The sequence below is a fragment of the Xanthomonas sp. DAR 80977 genome (genome assembly GCF_041240605.1).
Taxonomy (GTDB): domain Bacteria; phylum Pseudomonadota; class Gammaproteobacteria; order Xanthomonadales; family Xanthomonadaceae; genus Xanthomonas_A; species Xanthomonas_A bundabergensis.
Genome location: NZ_CP162487.1, coordinates 903,546 through 921,979 on the forward strand (window position 1 = coordinate 903,546; position 18,434 = coordinate 921,979).

Genomic DNA, 18,434 nt, shown 5'->3' on the forward strand with positions numbered 1-18,434 from the left:
GGCGTGGCGCGACGCGCCTGCGCTTCCCGACACATCCCACGAGGACATCACCATGGCTTATGCGACCCGCAATCCCTACACCGGCGAACTGCTCGCCAGCTTTCCCGAGGCCACCGACGCGCAGGTGCTCGCCGCGATCGGCGCCGCCGATGCCGCCTTCCAGCAGTGGAGGCACGCCTCCTTCGCCGAGCGCGCCAAGGTCATGCACGCGGCGGCGCAGCTGTTGCGCGCCGATGTGCGCGGCTATGCCCAGTTGCTGACCCTGGAAATGGGCAAGCTGATCGGCGAGGCCGAGGCCGAGGTGACCTTGTCGGCCGACATCTTCGAGTACTACGCGGTCAACGCCGAGCGCCTGCTGGCGCCGGAAGCGCTGCCGGTGGCCGATCCGGCCGAGGGCGAGGCGATCGTGGTGCACGACCCGCTGGGCGTGCTGCTGGCGATCGAGCCGTGGAATTTCCCGTACTACCAGATCGCGCGGATCATCGCCCCGCAGCTGTCGGCGGGCAACACGGTGCTGCTCAAGCACGCCTCCAACGTGCCGCAGTGCGCGGCCAGGTTCGAGGCGCTGATGGCCGAGGCGGGCCTGCCGGCCGGCGCGTTCGCCAACCTCTACGCCACCCGCACCCAGGTGGAGACGATCCTCAACGATCCGCGCGTGCACGGCGTGGCGCTGACCGGCTCGGAGGGCGCCGGCGCCATCGTCGCCGCGCAGGCGGCCAAGGCGCTGAAGAAGTCGACCATGGAACTGGGCGGCGCCGACGCGTTCGTGGTGCTGGCCGACGCCGAACTGGACAAGACGGTGAAGTGGGCGGTGTTCGGCCGCCACTGGAACGGCGGCCAAGTGTGCGTGTCGTCCAAGCGCATGATCGTGGTGCGGGAGGTGTACGCGGAATTCCTGCGTCGCTACCGCGCGGGCGTGGCGGCGCTGAAGGCCGGCGATCCGATGGATCCGGCGACCACGCTGGCGCCGCTGTCCTCGCAGGGCGCGGCCGACGAACTCAAGCTGCAGATCGCCGCGGCGGTCGAACACGGCGCCACCGCCACCGAGGTCGGGCCGCCGGTGCCGACGCAGGGCGCGTTCGTGCAGCCGACCATCCTGACCAATGTGACCCCGGACAACCCGGCCTACCACCAGGAGTTCTTCGGCCCGGTGTCGATGCTGTTCGAGGCCGCCGACGAGGACGATGCGGTGCGCATCGCCAACGACTCGCCGTTCGGGCTGGGCGGCTCGGTGTTCACCGCCGACACCGCGCGCGGCGTGGCGGTGGCCAGGCGCATCTCCACCGGCATGGTGTTCGTCAACCATCCGACCATGGTCAAGGCCGACCTGCCGTTCGGCGGCGTGCGCCGCTCCGGCTACGGCCGCGAGCTGATCGGGCTGGGCATCAAGGAGTTCGTCAACCACAAGCTGATCGACGTGGTGGACATCGACGCGCCGTTCTGAGCGTCGCTGCCGCGCGCGACCCCGGGCCGCCGCTGGGCAACCAGCGGCGGCCTTTGCGTTGTGCGGCTGGCGATGGCGCCGCCGGTGGCGGCTTCAGGCCGCGGCTTGCCACCGCGCCTGGACCGGATGAATGCGATGGCACGCTTGACTGGCGGCAAAGTTCTTTTGTTTCATGGCGTTATTGGTGGAAATTCATCTGGACTCTGTTAACCTGCCGGCATGATTCGACGCTCGCTGATTTGCCTGATCACGCTTGGCCTGGTCGCATGCGCGACCCAGCCCAAGGCACCGCCGCCGCCGCCGCAGGCCAATGCGCTGCCGCAGACCGCGCCGCGCCCGGCGCTGCCTGCCGGGACGGCGCCCGAGGCGGTGCCCGCGCCGCCGGTCGATCTGACCCCGGTGCCGTTCGAGATCGCCCGCGCCAACTTCGTCCGCGACACCGCGGCCAAGTACGGCCTGGACCCGGCGCAGATCGAGGCGACCCTGGCGCAGGCGCAGTTCAAGGACGCGATCGTGGCGGCGATGTCGCGCCCGGCCGAGCGGGTCAAGCCGTGGAACGAATACCGGCCGATGTTCATCAGCCAGGCGCGCATCGACGGCGGCCGCGCGTTCCTGGCCACGCATCGCGAAGAACTCATGCGGGTGCAGGCGCGCACCGGCGTGCCGCCCGAGATCATCGTCGCGATCATCGGCGTGGAGACCAGCTACGGCAAGAACGCGGGCAGCTACCGCGTGCTCGACGCGCTGTACACGCTGGCCTTCCGCTACCCGCGCAGCGGCGACCCGGCCAAGCTCGAGCGCGAGGTGCGCCGCGAACTGTTCTTCCGCGACGAACTGGGCCAGCTGTTCGCGCTCGGCCGCGAGGAGAACCTGGACATCGCCAGCCTGGTCGGCAGCTACGCCGGCGCGATGGGCCTGGGCCAGTTCATGCCGTCCAGCTACCGCCAGTTCGCGGTGGACGGCAATGGCGACGGCAAGCGCAACCTGTTCACCGACTACGACGACATGTTCTCCTCGATCGCCAACTACTTCGTCAAGAAGGGCGGCTGGGTGCGCGACGGCGCGGTGGCGGTGCCGGCCACGCTGCGTCCCGGCGCCGAGGAATTCAATCCCACCGACTGGACCCCGAGCTACTCGCTGGCCGACCTGGCCGCGCGCGGCTACCAGCCGGCCGCACCGGTCGCGGCCGGCGCCACCGCCACCCCGATCACGCTCGACGGCAGCGCCGGCAAGCAGTACTGGCTGGGCTTCCAGAACTACTACGCGATCACCCGTTACAACATTTCCAAGATGTACGCGATGGCCGTGTACCAACTGTCCCAGGCCATCGCCGGCAAGGAGTTACCCCCGGCATGAACCCGAACGCGCTGCTCCGGATCGTCCCCGTCGTCGCACTGCTGGCGCTGGCCGCCTGCAGCAGCGCCCCGAAGAAGACCGCCGGCGGCGCCGCCGCAGCGCCCGGGGTCCGGGTGGAAGGCCGCGGACCGGCGCACGTCGCCACCGGCTGCCCGTCCACCTCGCCGTACGCACCGGCCAAGGAGGACCCGTCCACGCGCGGCAACTACACCGCCGGCGGCCTGTACGCGCCCGGCGTCAGCGACAGCACCCCGGACTACGTGCCCAACGTAGCCTGCATTCCCGAGCCGCTGGTCACCGACGAGCCGCGCTCGGCGATCGGCAACCGTTCGCCGTACATGGTGCTGGGCCGCGAGTACAAGATCATCGACGACCCGCACAGCTACGTCGAACGCGGCACCGCCTCGTACTACGGCAGCAAGTTCCATGGCCGCCTGACCTCCAACCGCGAGGTCTACGACATGTACGCGTTCACCGCCGCGCACAAGACCCTGCCGCTGCCGAGCTTCGCCCTGGTCACCAACCTGGACAACGGCGAATCGGTGGTGGTGCGGGTCAACGACCGCGGCCCGTTCCACGACGACCGGGTCATCGACCTGAGCTACGCGGCGGCGGTCAAGCTCGGCATCACCGGCAAGGGCACCGGCCGGGTCGAGGTGCGCGGGCTGACCCCGGCCGACAACGGCAACCTGCTCGCGTCGCGCCGCACCGGCAAGCAGGTCGCGACCGGCACCGCGCTGGCCAGCGCAGCGGGCGCGGGCGCCGCCGCGCAGTCCGCCGCGGCGCGCCGCGCCACCGACATGGACAACCTGGTCAAGGCCTTGCCGGCCAAACCGGCCACCACCGTCGCCGCGGCCAGCGTGCCGGCACGCGGCACCGCGACGTCCACTGCTGCCGCGCCCAGCGCCGCCACCGCGACCGCCGCGGCCGCCGCCTTGCCGGAAGGCGAGCGCTGGCGCTACCGGGTGCAGGCCGATGCCGATACCGCGGCCAATGCCGATCATTTCGACGACTGGATGAAATCGCGCGGCGTGCGCGTGGCCACCGGCAAGCCGGCCAAGGTCGCCGCACCCGTGGCCGCCGCCCCGGTCCAGACTAGGCGCGGCGCGACGCCGCCCGCCGCCACACCGGCTGCTGTCGCCAGCGCGGCGCCGGCGGCTGTGGTGCCCGCCGCGCCGGTCGCGTCGGCGGCCCGCGCCGCCGCCGACAACGCCGCGGCGCGCGGCCCGCTCGGCATCCTGCTGCAGGTGGCCAGCTTCGCCAGCCGCGAGAACGCCAACCGCGCGCTGTCGCAACTGGCCTCGGCCGGCATCGTCGGCGCCAGCGTCAGCGACATCGTGTCCGGCGGGCGCACGCTGTGGCGGCTGCGGGTCGCGGCCGAGGACCATGGCCGCGCCGCCGAACTGGCCAGCCGCATCGCCGGCCTGGGCTTCGGCCGCCCGCAGATCGTCAAGGACTGAGCCCGCGGGCGGCAGCGCGGCCTGCGGCAGGCGCCAGCGTGCGCTCGACGCAATCGCGTTTTCCGTGCCTTCCGCTTAACGCCGCCTTCCGCCTGCGCCGCGATGGCGGCCGGGCGGGCGCCGGCTGGCCCTACAATGCCTCGTTTACCATCGGCCCTCGGGCCCGCCAGGAGTCGTTTTAGATGAAATTCCGCTTCGCCGTCGCCGCCGTGGCGACCTTCGCCGTCGGCCTGGTTTCCGCGCAGACCCCCGGCCCGGTGCCGGCACCGCCTGCCGCTGCCGCGCCCGCCGCCGTGGCGATCCCGCCGGCGCCCAAGCCGGCCGTGTCCAAGTCCTGGGTGCTGATGGACTACGCCACCGGCCAGGTGCTGGCCGGCGAGAACGAGCACGTGCAGGTGGCCCCGGCCAGCATCACCAAGGTGATGACCTCCTATGTGGTCGCCGCCGAGCTGAAGCTGGGCAAGATCAAGCGCGACGACCAGGTCATGCTCAGCGAACGCGCCTGGCGCGAGGGCGGCGCCGGCACCGACGGCAGCTACAGCGGTTTCCCGGTCAACCAGACCGCGCGCCTGGAGGACATGGAAAAGGGCATGGCGATCCAGTCCGGCAACGACGCGGCGATCGCGCTGGCCGAGCACACCGCCGGCAGCGAGGAAGCCTTCGCCGCGCTGATGAACAACTATGCGTCCAAGCTCGGCATGACCGGTTCGCACTTCGTCAATGCCCACGGCCTGTCCGCCGAAGGCCACCACACCACTGCCTACGACCTGGCGCTGCTGGGCCGGGCGATGGTGCGCGACTATCCGGAAACCTACGCCTACAACAAGATCAAGGAATTCCGGGTCGGCGACATCACCCAGCAGAACCGCAACCTGCTGCTGTGGCGCGACCCCAGCGTGGACGGCATCAAGACCGGCCACACCTCCGAGGCCGGCTATTGCCTGCTCAGCTCCGCGCAGCGCGGCGACCAGCGCCTGATCGCGGTGGTGATGGGCGACAGCTCCGAGAAGCAGCGCGCCGAGGACAGCCTGGCGCTGCTGAACTGGGGCTTCCGCTTCTTCGAGACCCACCGCCTGTACGAGCCGGGCAAGCAGGTCGCGCAGCAGCGCGTGTGGAAGGGCACCGAGAAGGAAGTGCTGCTGGGCGTGGCGCAGCCGCTGCTGGTCGGCGTGCCGCGCGGCCGCTACAACGAACTGAAGCCGTCGATCGACGTGCCCAAGACCCTGGAAGCGCCGATCAAGCAGGGCCAGGCGATCGGCACGGTGAAGGTCTCGCTGGACGGCAAGGTGATCGCGCAGGCGCCGCTGGTGGCGCTGAAGGCGGTCGACGAGGCCGGTTTCTTCAAGCGCCTGTGGGACAGCTTCTGGATGTGGTGGGAAGCCGAGTGAGTTGAAAAAAAGCCGGCTTGCGCCGGCTTTTTCTTGGGATTGGGGATTGGGGATTCGCCGAAGCGGGAGCGCTTTTCCAATCCCCAATCCCCAATCCCGGCCTTTCAGAGCCGCCTGCTGATCGTGAAGCTGCCGAACACCGGCGTCTGTTTCTGCAGGTCGAATTCGCGCGTGCTCCAGTAGCGCGCCAGCGCGAACTTCCACTTGCCGCGCATCACCGCCAGGCCGAAGCCGGCTTCGCCGACGAAGGGACGCTTCTTCACGCTGTGGCTGTCGCGGAAGGTGTTGCCGTCCAGGGTGATGTCGCGCAGCACCCAGCTCGCGTCGGTGGTCAGGAACAGGTGCGCCGACCAGCCGCGGCCCAGGCCGTAGCGCGGCGGGGCGGTGTTCTCGCCGGCCGGGCGCAGCGGCGAGCTGCCGAAATCGTCGGGCAGCTTCCAGCCGAAGCGCACTTCGCCGCCGGCGTTGGCGTGGGTCTGCAGGGTGCCGACCGCGCCGCCCCAGTGGCTGATCGCGTCCCAGCCCCAGCCGTCGGCGTTGACCGCCGCGTCGCCGGGCCAGCGGCGCATGCGCTCGTGCAGCAGGCGGAACACCGGTTCGTCGTGCAACTGGTTGTCCCAGCCTAGGAACTTCTCGTCACCGAGCGCATCGTGCACCGCGTCCTGCACCTGCTTGCCCTGCGCCGACGGGCCGACCATGCCCAGGGTCAGCTGGGTGGTGCGCAGGCGGTCGTGGTTGCGCGCGTTGTAGCCGAAGTTCACCGCCAGGATGCCGGCATAGGGACGGTCGTCCTTGATCAGGTCGCGGCGGGTCTTGTCGGTCGGGGTGAAGATGGCCTGGCCGAAGCTGAAGACCATGTTCTGCTGTTCGAACTCGCCCGGGTGCAGGCGTTCCAGGTAGCGGTTGACCGCCCGCGCCAGCCGCGGCAGGCAGGGATCGTCGGTGTAGTCGACCAGGTTCGGCGACACCAGGGTCATGCCGAAGCCGTTGGTATAGCCCTGGTCCTGGCCGGCGCCGCCGAACAGGTCGTTGTCGACGCGGAAATTCACCGTCGGCGGCGTCTCGTCCAAGGTGCTGCCGGTGCAGCGCTCGGCGGCGGTGGCGGGCAATGCGGCGAGGGCGAGCAGGACGGCGAAGGCGAGAGGCAGGCGCGATGACGGCATGGGCGACGTCCCTGTGCGGGGTAGGGGAGGGGAAGCTGAAGCGACGCTAACGGGCCGGCTGCGCGCACGCCGTGAAGCCGGCCGAGGAGATGCCGAAGGCCAGCATAGGACGCTACCGCGGCACGGTGAAAGCCATGCGACCGTATCGCTTCGTCCCATTGGCGTCGCTTGCCAACCCCGCTCGGCCGGTGACAGCGCGGGTTCCCGGCGCAAGCGCCGCTCCCGGGCGCAGGCCGCCCCCTGCGCGGCGCGGGCCGCGGCCTTGGGTTTGCCGGGCGCCGGCCCGATAATGCAGCCATGGATATCACCTCGGACAACCCCGAACACGGCTTCCAGTTCCCCGGCGTCTTCGAGCTCAGCGCGATGGGCACCGCCAACACCGGGCTGGAGACCGAGCTGCCGCGCCTGCTCGCCCAGGCCGGCGTGGACGTGCTGGAAGAGCGCATCAGCTGGAAGCATTCGTCCAACGGCAAGTACGTGTCGGTGCGGATCGCCTTCCGCGCCGCCGACCGCAGCCAGTACGACGCCGCGCACCTGGCGCTGCGCGAGCATCCGGAAGTGAAGTGGACGCTGTAGCCGACGCCGCGGCACTGCCGCCGCAAGCGGCGCCGGCAGTGCCGGCGTGCCGGGTCCGCGATCTCGGCCGCCAGCCCTACGCGCCGGTGTGGCGGGCGATGCAGCGCTTCACCGACGCGCGCGACGAGGCCAGCGCCGACGAGCTGTGGGTGGTCGAGCACGAACCGGTGTTCACCCTCGGCCAGGCCGGCAAGCCCGAGCACGTGCTGGCGCCGGGCGACATCCCCGTGCTGCACGTGGACCGCGGCGGCCAGGTCACCTACCACGGCCCCGGCCAGCTGGTGGTGTACCCGCTGCTGGACCTGCGCCGGCTCAGGATCGGCGTGCGCGATTACGTATGCCGGATCGAGCAGGCGATCATCGACACGCTGGACGAATGGAACATCCTCGGCCAGCGCCGTGACGGCGCGCCCGGGGTCTACGTCGGCGCGGCCAAGGTCGCCGCGCTCGGCATCCGCGTGCGCCGCGGCTGCACCTTCCACGGCCTGTCGTTCAATGTGGCGATGGACCTGGAGCCGTTCCACCGGATCAACCCCTGCGGCTACCAGGGCCTGCAGGTGACCTCGGTGCTAGACTTGGGCGGTCCCTCCGGCATGCAGGCCGTCAAACCGGTGCTGCTGGCCCAACTGGCGCGCCAGTTCGGGCTGACCCTGCAGCCGCTCGACGCCTTGCCCGACCTCACGCTCACGCACGCGGCCTGACCGCCTGCCCGCCGACGACGCCATGACCCAGCCCAGCGCACGCACCATTCCCTTGCAGGTCCTTTCCGGCGACAGCGCGCCCGCGCCGCTGCAGGCCGGCGTCAAGCAGCTGGGCGGGGACAAGATCAACCGCTCGCCGGTGCAGTTCGCCGACGCGCCGGTGCTGCGCAAGCCGTCGTGGATCCGGGTGCGGATCCCGTCCGGCAACGCGGTGCAGACCCTCAAGGCCAAGCTGCGCGAGAACCGCCTGGTCACGGTCTGCGAGGAAGCCAGCTGCCCGAACATCCACGAGTGCTTCAGCCACGGCACCGCCACCTTCATGATCCTGGGCGAGGTCTGCACCCGCCGCTGCTCGTTCTGCGACGTCGCCCACGGCCGGCCGAAGCCGCCTGACGCCGGCGAGCCGGCCAGCCTGGCGCAGACCGTGGCCGACATGGGCCTGCGCTACGTGGTGGTGACCAGCGTCGACCGCGACGACCTGCGCGACGGCGGCGCCCAGCACTTCGCCGACTGCATCGGCGCGATCCGCGCCGCCGCGCCGGCCACCCGCATCGAGATCCTGACCCCGGACTTCCGCGGCAAGGGCCGCATGGACCGCGCGCTGGAGATCCTGGCGACCAATCCGCCGGACGTGTTCAACCACAACATCGAGACGGTGCCGGACCTGTACCCGAACGTGCGTCCCGGCGCCGACTACCAGTGGTCGCTGACCCTGCTGCAGAAGTTCAAGGCGCAGCATCCGCGCATCGCCACCAAGTCCGGGATCATGCTCGGCCTGGGCGAGACCATGGAGCAGGTGCAGGCCACGCTGCGCGACCTGCGCGCGCACGACGTGGACATGATCACCATCGGCCAGTACCTGCAGCCGACCGCGCACCACCACCCGGTGATGCGCTACTGGACGCCGGAGGAATACAAGGCGCTGGAGGACTACGGCAACGCGCTGGGCTTCAGCCATGTCGCCTCCGGGCCGATGGTGCGCTCGTCCTACCACGCCGATCGCCAGGCCGCCGGCGCCGGCGTCGCCGCCTGAGCGCGCCCGTGCCGGGCTGATCCCGGATCCGATCGAGGCGTCCTGGCGTCGGTCCGGGGCGCCCGCCGTGCTGGCCGCCACGCCCGCCCGCCGCGCCTGCACCGGCACCATTCACATTTCGCTACCGAGCCGCGGCTAGTCTGGTTCAGGAACAGGTGACATGGCCTGCAACTTGCGGCACTGTCGTGTTGTCTCACGCGTTCTGCAGCCCCCCTGACGGCCTGGTGCCGAGAGTACGTAGATGAAATTCAAAGCTTCCGTCTTCCTGCTGGCGTTCGCGCTGACCGCGCCGCTGGCGCTGTTCGCGCGCACCGACGCGCCCGCGCTGCCGGCCGCGTCGACCGCCGACCAGTCCACCACCGCCAAGCTGGTGTACGGGCTGCTGTCCGACAGCCGCTATGCCTACCGGCCGCGCGCGCTGGACGAGGCGACGTCGAAGGAAGTCTTCAAGAAGTACCTGGAGACGCTGGACGGCAGCAAGCAGTTCTTCACCCAGGCCGACGTCGACAAGTTCGCCGGGTTCCAGGCCAACCTCGGCGCCAATATCGCCTCCGGCCAGCTGGAGCCGGCGTTCCAGGTGTTCGCCGTGTACCGGCAGCGCGTGGACGAGCGCATCGGCTATGCGCGCAAGCTGCTGAAGCAGGATTTCAGCTTCGACGGCCAGGAGAAGTTCGAGTACGACCGCAAGGACGTGCCGTGGCCCAAGGACAGCCAGGAGCTGGACGATCTGTGGCGCAAGTCGGTGATGAACGACTGGCTGCGGCTGAAGCTGGCCGGCAAGAAGCCCGAGGACATCCGCAAGACCCTGGACAAGCGCTACGCCAACCTCGCCGACTCGGTGAAGGAACTGAAGAGCGAGGACGTGTTCCAGTTCTTCATGAACGCCTACACCAACACCGTCGATCCGCACACCGACTACTTCACCCCGCGCACCGCCGAGAACTTCAACCAGCAGATGTCGCTGTCGCTGGAGGGCATCGGCGCGCAGCTGCAGAAGCAGGACGACATGGTGGTGATCCGCGAGGTCATCCCCGGCGGTCCGGCCGCGGTGGACGGCACGCTGAAGCCGGGCGACCGCATCGTCGGCGTCGGCCAGGGCAAGTCCGGCCAGGTCGAGGACGTGATCGGCTGGCGCATCGACGACGTGGTCGCCAAGATCCGCGGCGACAAGGACACCCAGGTGCGCCTGGAGTACATCCCGGCCGAGGCCGGCGTGGACGGCAAGCACCGCCAGTTGCTGCTGACCCGGCAGAAGGTGCGCCTGGCCGAGCAGGCCGCCAAGGGCGAGACCATCAGCCTGCCGGCGAAGGACGGCGAACCGGCGCGGCGCGTCGGCGTGATCAAGCTGCCGGCGTTCTACCAGGACTTCGAGGGCCGCCGCCGCAACGCCAGCGACTACGCCTCGGCGACCCGCGACGTGGCCAAGCTGCTGGCCGGCTTCAAGACCGACAAGGTCGACGGCGTGGTGCTGGACCTGCGCAACAACGGCGGCGGCTCGCTGGACGAGGCGATCGAACTGACCGGCCTGTTCATCGAGCAGGGCCCGGTGGTGCAGGTGCGCGAATCCGGCGGCCGCGTCACCGTCAACAGCGACGACAACCCGGCCGTGGCCTGGGACGGCCCGCTGGCGGTGCTGATCAACCGCGGCTCGGCCTCGGCCTCGGAGATCTTCGCCGGCGCCATCCAGGACTACGGCCGCGGCCTGATCATCGGCGAGACCAGCTTCGGCAAGGGCACGGTGCAGAACATCGTCGACCTGGACCGCTGGCCGGCCAACGAGACCGACCGCTTCGGCCAGGTCAAGCTGACCATCGCCCAGTTCTTCCGGGTCAGCGGCAGCAGCACCCAGCACAAGGGCGTGGTGCCGGACATCGCGTTCCCGGCCAGCGTCGATGCCACCGAGTTCGGCGAAAGCACCTATCCCAACGCGTTGCCGTGGACCCGCATCGCCGCGGTGCCGCACACCCAGTACGGCAACTTCGCGCCGCTGCTGCCGAAGCTGGAGACGCTGCATGCCGGCCGCATCGCCAGCGACAAGGAATTCCAGTGGTGGGAAGAGGACGTGCAGCAGTTCCGCACCGAGGCGGCGAAGAAATACGTGGTGCTCAACGAGGCCGAGCGCCGCGCCGAGCGCGAGAAGCAGGACGTGCAGCGCAAGCAGCGCCAGGAGACGCGCAAGCAGCTCGGCCTGCCGCTGGACCCGCTCGCCGACGACAGCAGCGACGACGGCCTGACCGGCAACGAGCGCGACATCGTCAAGGACGCCGCGCGCGAGAAGCTGGTCGACAAGCGCCCGGACCCGCTGCTGCGCGAGTCGGCCTCGATCCTGGCCGACGCGTTGAACCTGCTGGAGAAGGACCGCCCGCTGTCGGTGCAGGTGCTGCCGCAGTCCACCGGCCCGGGGCGCTGGGCGGACTGAGCCTGCTCGCCACCGCCGTGCGAAACCGAACGCGCCATCGCCCAGCGGTGGCGCGTTTTTCGTTGGGCGTTCGCGTGGCGGCGCGTCATCGCCTGCGCTCCGCGCTGCCGGTGTCGAGTGCGACGGCGGTGCGGCGGGTACGGTGCCGGGGTTCGCACTGCAGGAGGGGCTCGGGTGTCAGCCCCGACAGGCGGCCGACAGGCTCCCTGTAGGAGCGGCTTCAGCCGCGACCGCTTCACCGGTAACGCCCGGTCGCGGCTGAAGCCGCTCCTACAAGTGCGCATATCAGTCGGATCGAACGCGGCGCTAGCCCAGCGCTTGCCACAGCTGATGCACACCCAACGCCAGCAAGGTCAGGAAGAACACGCGGCGGAAGGCCTCGGCGGAAATGCGCCGGCGCAGGCGCGCGCCCAGCCACATGCCGATCGCGGTCGGCAGCAGCGCCAGCAGCGACGGCCCGAGCGCGCCGCGCGCGAACGCGCCGTGCCAGGCCAGTGCCGCCGCCAGCGCCAGCGTGGCGGTGAAGAAGCAGTAGCCCAGCGCGCGCATCAGCGTCTCCCGCGGCAGGTCCAGCGCGACCAGGTAGGGCAACGACGGCAACACGAACACGCCGGTGGCGCCGGTCAGCAGGCCGGTCGCCAGCCCGGCCGCCGGACCGGCCCAGGACTCGTGCCGCGGCGGCAAGCGGCCCTGCCAGCGGCTCAGGCCGAGCAGCGCGTACAGCGCCAGCAAGGCGCCGAGTCCGCCGCGCGCCAGCGCCGGATCGGCGCCGACCAGGATGCCGGCGCTGAGCCAGGTGCCGATCGCGATCGTCGCCAGCAGCGGCCACAGCCGTTGCAGCAGCGGCGTCGCGCCTTCGCCCCAGGCCTGCTGCAGATTGGTCAGCAGCGACGGCAGCACCAGTAGCGCGGCCGCTTCGGGCGGCGCCAGCCACAGCCCCAGCAAGCCCATTGCGACGGTCGGCAGGCCGGTACCGGCCACGCCCTTGACGAAGCCGGCCAGGCAGAACACCGCGGCGATCGGCAGTAGATGCGGGATGAGCGAGTGCATGCCTCCAGCATCGGCCGTGTCGCGGCACCGGACAATGCGCGATCGCTTCAGGCAGACTTCGGCAACGACGAAGGCTGGAGCGGCGATGCACCTGGATTTCATCGACTTGCGGCTGTTCGCGGCGGTGGCCGAGGCCGGCAGCATCACCGCCGGCGCCGAACGCGCCGCGCTGTCGCTGGCCGCGGCCAGCGCCCGCATCCGCGCGCTGGAACTGCAGGCCGGGGCGGCGCTGTTCGAGCGCGGCCGCCGCGGCGTGACCCTGACCGCGGCCGGCGCCGCGCTGTTGCGGCACGCGCGGCAGTTGCTGCGCCAGGCCGAGGCGATGCGCGTCGAACTGGGCGAACACGCCGGCGCCAGTCAGGCCACGGTGCGGCTGCTGGCCAATACCGCGGCGCTGTACGAGTGGTTGCCCGAGCTGCTGGCCGAGTTCCTGGTCGCGCATCCGCGCATCGACCTGGCCTTGCGCGAGCAGGGCAGCATGGCGGCCGCCGACGCGGTGCGCGAGGAACGTGCCGACCTAGCGGTGATCGCCGGCCATGCCGACCTGGCCGGGCTGCACGCGCAGCCGTTCCGCAAGGACCGGCTGGTGCTGGTGGCGGCGGCCACGCATCCGCTGGCGCGCGCGCCGCAGTTGCGCCTGGCGCAGCTATGGCAGACGGAATTCCTCGGCCTGGCCGACGACAGCGCGCTGCAGCGGCACCTGCGCACCCAGGCCGCGCGCGCCGGCGGCCAGTTGCGCATCCGCGCCCACGTGCACGGCATCGAACCGCTGTGCCGGATGCTGGCGCGCGGCGCCGGCGTGGCGATCCTGCCGCAGGCCGCGCTGGCCCGGGTCAGCGTGCGCGAGCACCTGGTCGCGGTGCCGCTGGACGAACCGTGGGCGCCGCGCCAGCTGTCGATCGTGTGGCGGCCGTCGCCGGCGCCGTCGCCGGCGCTGCGCCAGTTGCTGGACTGGCTGTGCGCGCACGCCGACGGCGCAGCGGCGGCAGGCGCGGGATGAGGTCTGGCGCGCCGCCTGCACGGCTCACTGCGGCCAGGCGAACTCGGCCACGACCGGGAAGTGGTCCGACGGCCAATGCCCCTGCGGCCGCGCATCGAGCGTGGCGAAGTGGGTGGCGCGCAGCCCGCGCGACAGGATCCAGTCGATGCGCCGGTCCGGATGGCCGGTGAAATCGTGGAAGGTCGCTTCCGGCCCCTGCGCGTGCGGCGCCTGCGCGCGCGCGTCGGCCAATGCCGGGACCAGGGTGCGGTAGGTCGGCGAATCCGGCGCGGTGTTGAAGTCGCCGGTGACCACCACCGGCACGTCGGCCGGCAAGGCCTGCAGGCGCGAGAGGATCAGCGCGGCGCCCTTGGCGCGCGCCGCCTCGTCCTCGTCGCGATACGGCAGGTGGGTGTCGAACAGGTAGAAGCGGCGGCCGTCGGCGATGCGTTCGAACAGCCCCCAGTTCACCATCCGCGGCAGCGGGTGGCCCCAGCTGATGCTGCCGACCACGCTCGGCGTGTCCGACAGCCAGAAGTCGCCGGAGTCCAGCAGCTTCAGGCGGCGGCTGTCGTAGAACACGCCCATGCGCTCGCCGTCCTCGCTGCCGTCGCGGCTGCGCCCGAACCAGCGGTAGTCGGGCAGTTGCGCGGCCAGGTAATCGGCCTGCAGCTTGACCAGCTCCTGGGTGCCGAACACGTCCGGATGCTGCGCGCGGATCAGCGCCGCCATCGCGCTGCGGCGGATCTCCCAGCGCTTGTCGCCGTCGGTATCGACCGGCACGCGCACGTTGAAGCTCATCACCTTGAGCGTGGCGTGCGCGTCCTGCGCTGGCGCGCGGGCCTGCGCCGGGGCGAACAGCGCGCCCAGTGCGAGCAACAGCAACAACGCGAGCGAACGCGGGAGCAACGGAAATTTGGACATGGCGACAGGTCTGGCGGCGAGGGATCGCGCCAATGGTGGCACGCCGAGATGACCGCCAGCCAGTCGCCGGCTGCGCCGCGCAGGCAACGCCGCAACGCCTGCATCGGCGCACGCCGCATACGGCGCAACCCGCCCGCCGCGCATCGGCGCGACAGGCGTCGCGCGCGCTACTGGAACGCCGCCAGCGCCTGGGTGAGCTGTCCGTTGTTGTTCACCGCGCCCTTGGTGTATCCCTGCCAACCCGGATAGGCATCGGGTTCCCAATAGAACACGCCCAGTCCGTGCGCACCGACCGCGCGGGTCTTGCTGATCAGGTCGGCCAGCATCGAGCGGGTCGCCGCGTCCTGCTGCCAATCCATGCCCACTTCGCTGACGATCACGTCCGAGCCGTAGCGCGACACCATGTCGCGCATGTTGCTGGCGATCTGGGTATTGGCGCTCTGCCAGCCGCTGCTCGAGGGGTAGTGCGACATGCCGATCGCGTCCCACTTGCCGCCGGCGGACTTGAGCCCGTCGAAGAACCAGCGGAAGGTCGCGTTGTCGTAGCCGTTGGCCAGATGCACGACCACCTTGGCGTTGGGATAGACCGACTTGCTGGCGTCGTAGCCGCTGCCGATCAGCTTGGCGAGATTGCCGAAGTTGGGCGTCTTGCCGTCCGGCCACAGCATGCCGCTGTTGATCTCGTTGCCGACCTGCACCCAGCTGACGGTGATGCCGTTGGACTTCAGGTACGACAGGATGCCGCTGGTGTGCGCATAGACGTCGGTGACCAGCTTGGAGAACGCATCGCCGTTCCACGCCGCGGGCTTGGTCTGCTGACCCGGGTCGGCCCAGCTGTCGCTGTAGTGGAAGTCGATCATGATGCTCATGCCCTGCGCCTTGGCGCGCTTGGCCATGTTCAGCACGTCGGCGCCGTCGCACCAGCCGTCCTTGGGATTGACCCACACCCGCAAGCGGATCGCGTTGACCCCGGTGCCCTTCAGCAGCGCGAAGAAGTCGGCGTTCGCGCCCGCGGCATTGCGGAACACGCGGCCGCTGTTCTCCTGCTGGTCGATCCAGCTCACGTCCGCGCCCTTGGCGAAACCCTGCGCCGCCGCCGGTGCGCACAGGCAGGCCAACAGCAACAGCGCCAGCCATGCGCACATGCGCCTGTTCGATCCGTTCATACGTTCCTCGCAATGGTGGAGTGCCGGAAAAACGCGGCCTGCGGCGCCGGCCGCGGCGAGCGGGAGGCTAGCGCGATCGCGTGCGCAACGCGCGCCGCGGCGCAGCAGGTGTCTACGCCTGGCGACAGCGGTGCCGGCGCGTGCGCCACTTGACGCCCTCGCGCATCGGCGTAGCATTTGCGCCACGCCAAGGGACAGACCCGCGGCGACCCCAATCACCGTGAGGGATGCTCATGGATTTCGACTATCTTGTATTCATCGGGCGCTTCGAGCCCTTCCACAACGGCCACGCCGCCGTTGCCCGCCACGCCCTGGCGCGTGCGCAGAAACTCATCTTCCTGATCGGCTCGGCCGACACCCCGCGCACCATCCGCAATCCGTGGACCGTGGCCGAGCGCAGCGTGATGATCCAGGCCGCGCTCGACGGCGCCGGCGAACGCCTGATCCTGCGCCCGCTGCGCGACCACCTGTACAACGAGAGCCAGTGGATCGCCGCGGTGCAGTCCGCGGTGGCCGACGCGGTACGTGCCGACGGCGGTGGCGCCGAGGCGCGGATCGGCCTGGTCGGCATGGACAAGGACGCCAGCAGCTACTACCTGCGCGAATTCCCGCAGTGGCCGCTGGTCGACGTGCAGCACACCGAGACGCTGTCGGCCACCGAACTGCGCCGCTACCTGTTCGAGGCCGGCAGCATCGATTTCCACGGCGCGCTGCTGATGCTGCGCGGCAACGTGCCGGCGCCGGTGTTCGACATGCTCGAGGCGTTCCGCAAGAACTCGCCGTCGTATGCGGAGCTGCTCGCCGAATACCAGTTCATCGAGCAGTACCGCGCGGCCTGGAAGGAAGCGCCGTATCCGCCGACCTTCGTCACCGCCGATGCGGTGGTGGTGCATTCGGGCCACGTGCTGCTGGTGCGGCGGCGCGCGGCGCCGGGCAAGGGCCTGTGGGCGCTGCCGGGCGGTTTCGTCGGCCAGCACGAGAGCATCTTCGATGCCTGCCTGCGCGAGCTGCGCGAGGAAACCCGGCTGAAGATCCCGGTGCCGGTGCTGAAGGGCTCGCTGAAGAACCGCCACGTGTTCGACCATCCCGAGCGCAGCCTGCGCGGGCGCACCATCACCCATGCGTTCCACTTCGAGTTCACCTTCGGCGAACTGCCCGAGGTGCGCGGCGGCGACGACGCCGACAAGGCGCGCTGGATCCCGGTCAGCGAAGTGCTGGGCATGGGCCCGAAACTGTTCGAAGACCACCTGCACCTGCTCGAATTCTTCCTGGGCCGCGGTTGACCGCGGCTTTCCCGGCCGGCGGACAGACCGCTGGCCTTTCCCCGACGCGAAGGAGCTTCCCGTCATGCAATGCCTGAACAACCTGCTGCTCAACACCGACAGCTACAAGGCCAGCCACTGGCTGCAATATCCGGCCGGCACCGATGCCACGTTCTTCTACGTGGAATCGCGCGGCGGCGTCTACGACCGCACCGTGTTCTTCGGCCTGCAGTCCATCCTCAAGGAGGCGCTGGGCCGCGCCATCACCCATGCCGACGTCGACGAGGCGCGCGACCTGTTCGCCGCGCACGGCGAGCCGTTCAACGAGTCCGGCTGGCGCGACATCGTCGACCGTCTCGGCGGGCAGCTGCCGATCCGCATCCGCGCCGTGCCCGAGGGCAGCGTGGTGCCGACCCACAACGCGCTGATGACCATCGAGTCCACCGACGCGCAGGCCTACTGGGTGCCGTCGTACCTGGAAACGCTGCTGCTGCGCATCTGGTATCCGGTCACCGTGGCCACGGTCAGCTGGCATGCCAAGCAGACCATCCGCCAGTTCCTGGAGCGCACCAGCGACGATCCGGAAGGGCAGTTGCCGTTCAAGCTGCACGACTTCGGCGCGCGCGGCGTGTCCAGCCTGGAGTCGGCGGCGATCGGCGGCGCCGCGCACCTGGTCAACTTCCTCGGCACCGACACCGTGTCCGGGCTGCTGCTGGCGCGCGCGCACTACCACGAGCCGATGGCCGGCTACTCGATCCCCGCCGCCGAGCACAGCACCATCACCAGCTGGGGCCGCGAGCGCGAAGTGGACGCGTACCGCAACATGCTCCGGCAGTTCGGCAAGCCCGGCGGCATCGTCGCGGTGGTGTCGGACAGCTACGACATCTTCCACGCGATCCGCGAACACTGGGGGACCACGCTGCACGAGGAAGTGATCGCCTCCGGCGCCACGGTGGTGATCCGTCCCGATTCCGGCGACCCGGTGGCGGTGGTGCACCAGTGCCTGGAACTGCTCGACGAGGCGTTCGGCCACAGCGTCAACGGCAAGGGCTACAAGGTGCTCAACCACGTGCGCGTGATCCAGGGCGACGGGGTCAACCCGACCAGCATCCGCGCCATCCTGGAGCGCGTCACCAGCGCCGGCTACGCCACCGACAACGTCGCCTTCGGCATGGGCGGCGCGCTGCTGCAGCGGCTGGACCGCGACACCCAGAAGTTCGCGCTGAAGTGCTCGGCCGCGCGCGTGGACGGCAACTGGATCGACGTCTACAAGGATCCGGTCACCGACAAGGGCAAGCTCAGCAAGCGCGGCCGCATGAGCCTGCTGCGCCATCGCGAGTACGGCGGCTACCGCACCGAGCCGGTGCCGGCCACGGCGGCGTCGCTGGACGAACTTGCGCGGCCCGCCGGCTACGACGACGCGATGGTCACGGTGTGGGAGAACGGCCGCCTGCTGCACGACTGGAGCCTGGCGCAGGTGCGCGAGCGCGCGAACGCCGCACGCCTGTAGGTG

General features: G+C 70.4%; 15 protein-coding genes. 11 read left to right on the top strand and 4 right to left on the bottom strand.

Annotated elements, in window-relative coordinates:
- The first annotated feature begins 52 nt into the window (after nt 1-52).
- The 4 genes from AB3X10_RS03885 to AB3X10_RS03900 all read left to right on the top strand — a co-directional run bounded on the left by AB3X10_RS03885 (nt 53) and on the right by AB3X10_RS03900 (nt 5,648).
- A complete protein-coding gene (locus AB3X10_RS03885) occupies nt 53-1,444 on the top strand; it encodes an NAD-dependent succinate-semialdehyde dehydrogenase (protein WP_369979235.1) in 1,392 nt (463 codons plus the stop codon).
- A 219-nt stretch (nt 1,445-1,663) separates the two neighbouring features.
- The gene (mltB, locus tag AB3X10_RS03890) at nt 1,664-2,800 is read left to right on the top strand and encodes a lytic murein transglycosylase B (RefSeq protein WP_369979237.1); all 1,137 of its coding nucleotides are present in this window, start codon (nt 1,664-1,666) and stop codon (nt 2,798-2,800) included.
- Nucleotides 2,797-4,260: a septal ring lytic transglycosylase RlpA family protein gene (locus tag AB3X10_RS03895; RefSeq protein WP_369979239.1), complete on the top strand. Its 1,464-nt coding sequence runs from the start codon at nt 2,797-2,799 to the stop codon at nt 4,258-4,260. Before mltB ends, AB3X10_RS03895 begins: the two co-directional genes overlap by 4 nt.
- 182 nt (nt 4,261-4,442) lie before the next feature.
- On the top strand, nt 4,443-5,648 hold the full coding sequence (locus AB3X10_RS03900) for a D-alanyl-D-alanine carboxypeptidase family protein (RefSeq protein WP_369979241.1): 1,206 nt from the start codon (nt 4,443-4,445) through the stop codon (nt 5,646-5,648).
- Between the two features lie 104 nt (nt 5,649-5,752).
- On the opposite strand, the gene AB3X10_RS03905 is transcribed toward AB3X10_RS03900, so the two are convergent.
- Nucleotides 5,753-6,811, bottom strand: coding sequence for a lipid A deacylase LpxR family protein (locus AB3X10_RS03905; protein ID WP_369979243.1), 1,059 nt, complete (start codon nt 6,809-6,811; stop codon nt 5,753-5,755).
- 297 nt (nt 6,812-7,108) lie between these two features.
- Here AB3X10_RS03905 and AB3X10_RS03910 point away from each other — a divergent pair, with 297 nt between their 5' ends.
- The 4 genes from AB3X10_RS03910 to AB3X10_RS03925 all read left to right on the top strand — a co-directional run bounded on the left by AB3X10_RS03910 (nt 7,109) and on the right by AB3X10_RS03925 (nt 11,540).
- The gene (locus tag AB3X10_RS03910; RefSeq protein ID WP_369979245.1) at nt 7,109-7,387 is read left to right on the top strand and encodes a DUF493 family protein; all 279 of its coding nucleotides are present in this window, start codon (nt 7,109-7,111) and stop codon (nt 7,385-7,387) included.
- Nucleotides 7,388-7,485: 98 nt separating this feature from the next.
- The gene (gene lipB / locus AB3X10_RS03915) at nt 7,486-8,088 is read left to right on the top strand and encodes a lipoyl(octanoyl) transferase LipB (RefSeq protein WP_369981636.1); all 603 of its coding nucleotides are present in this window, start codon (nt 7,486-7,488) and stop codon (nt 8,086-8,088) included.
- A 22-nt stretch (nt 8,089-8,110) separates the two neighbouring features.
- Nucleotides 8,111-9,121: a lipoyl synthase gene (gene lipA, locus AB3X10_RS03920; RefSeq protein WP_369979247.1), complete on the top strand. Its 1,011-nt coding sequence runs from the start codon at nt 8,111-8,113 to the stop codon at nt 9,119-9,121.
- Between the two features lie 241 nt (nt 9,122-9,362).
- Nucleotides 9,363-11,540 carry a carboxy terminal-processing peptidase gene (locus AB3X10_RS03925; protein ID WP_369979249.1) on the top strand — a complete coding sequence of 726 codons (2,178 nt, stop codon included), beginning with the start codon at nt 9,363-9,365 and terminating at the stop codon, nt 11,538-11,540.
- 306 nt (nt 11,541-11,846) lie between these two features.
- Here AB3X10_RS03925 and AB3X10_RS03930 read toward each other — a convergent pair whose 3' ends face one another.
- The gene (locus AB3X10_RS03930; RefSeq protein ID WP_369979251.1) at nt 11,847-12,590 is read right to left on the bottom strand and encodes a sulfite exporter TauE/SafE family protein; all 744 of its coding nucleotides are present in this window, start codon (nt 12,588-12,590) and stop codon (nt 11,847-11,849) included.
- 85 nt (nt 12,591-12,675) lie between these two features.
- Here AB3X10_RS03930 and AB3X10_RS03935 point away from each other — a divergent pair, with 85 nt between their 5' ends.
- The gene (locus tag AB3X10_RS03935) at nt 12,676-13,590 is read left to right on the top strand and encodes a LysR family transcriptional regulator (protein WP_369979253.1); all 915 of its coding nucleotides are present in this window, start codon (nt 12,676-12,678) and stop codon (nt 13,588-13,590) included.
- A gap of 24 nt (nt 13,591-13,614) precedes the next feature.
- Here AB3X10_RS03935 and AB3X10_RS03940 read toward each other — a convergent pair whose 3' ends face one another.
- The gene (locus AB3X10_RS03940) at nt 13,615-14,493 is read right to left on the bottom strand and encodes an endonuclease/exonuclease/phosphatase family protein (RefSeq protein WP_369979254.1); all 879 of its coding nucleotides are present in this window, start codon (nt 14,491-14,493) and stop codon (nt 13,615-13,617) included.
- Nucleotides 14,494-14,660: 167 nt separating this feature from the next.
- The gene (locus AB3X10_RS03945) at nt 14,661-15,659 is read right to left on the bottom strand and encodes a glycosyl hydrolase 53 family protein (protein WP_369979256.1); all 999 of its coding nucleotides are present in this window, start codon (nt 15,657-15,659) and stop codon (nt 14,661-14,663) included.
- 227 nt (nt 15,660-15,886) lie between these two features.
- On the opposite strand from AB3X10_RS03945, the gene AB3X10_RS03950 reads away from it, so the two are divergent.
- Together AB3X10_RS03950 and AB3X10_RS03955 are read left to right on the top strand one after the other, a co-directional pair.
- Complete coding sequence (locus AB3X10_RS03950) at nt 15,887-16,942, top strand: bifunctional nicotinamide-nucleotide adenylyltransferase/Nudix hydroxylase (protein WP_145703011.1); 1,056 nt, start codon at nt 15,887-15,889, stop codon at nt 16,940-16,942.
- A 64-nt stretch (nt 16,943-17,006) separates the two neighbouring features.
- The gene (locus AB3X10_RS03955; protein WP_369979258.1) at nt 17,007-18,431 is read left to right on the top strand and encodes a nicotinate phosphoribosyltransferase; all 1,425 of its coding nucleotides are present in this window, start codon (nt 17,007-17,009) and stop codon (nt 18,429-18,431) included.
- Nucleotides 18,432-18,434: the final 3 nt, after the last annotated feature.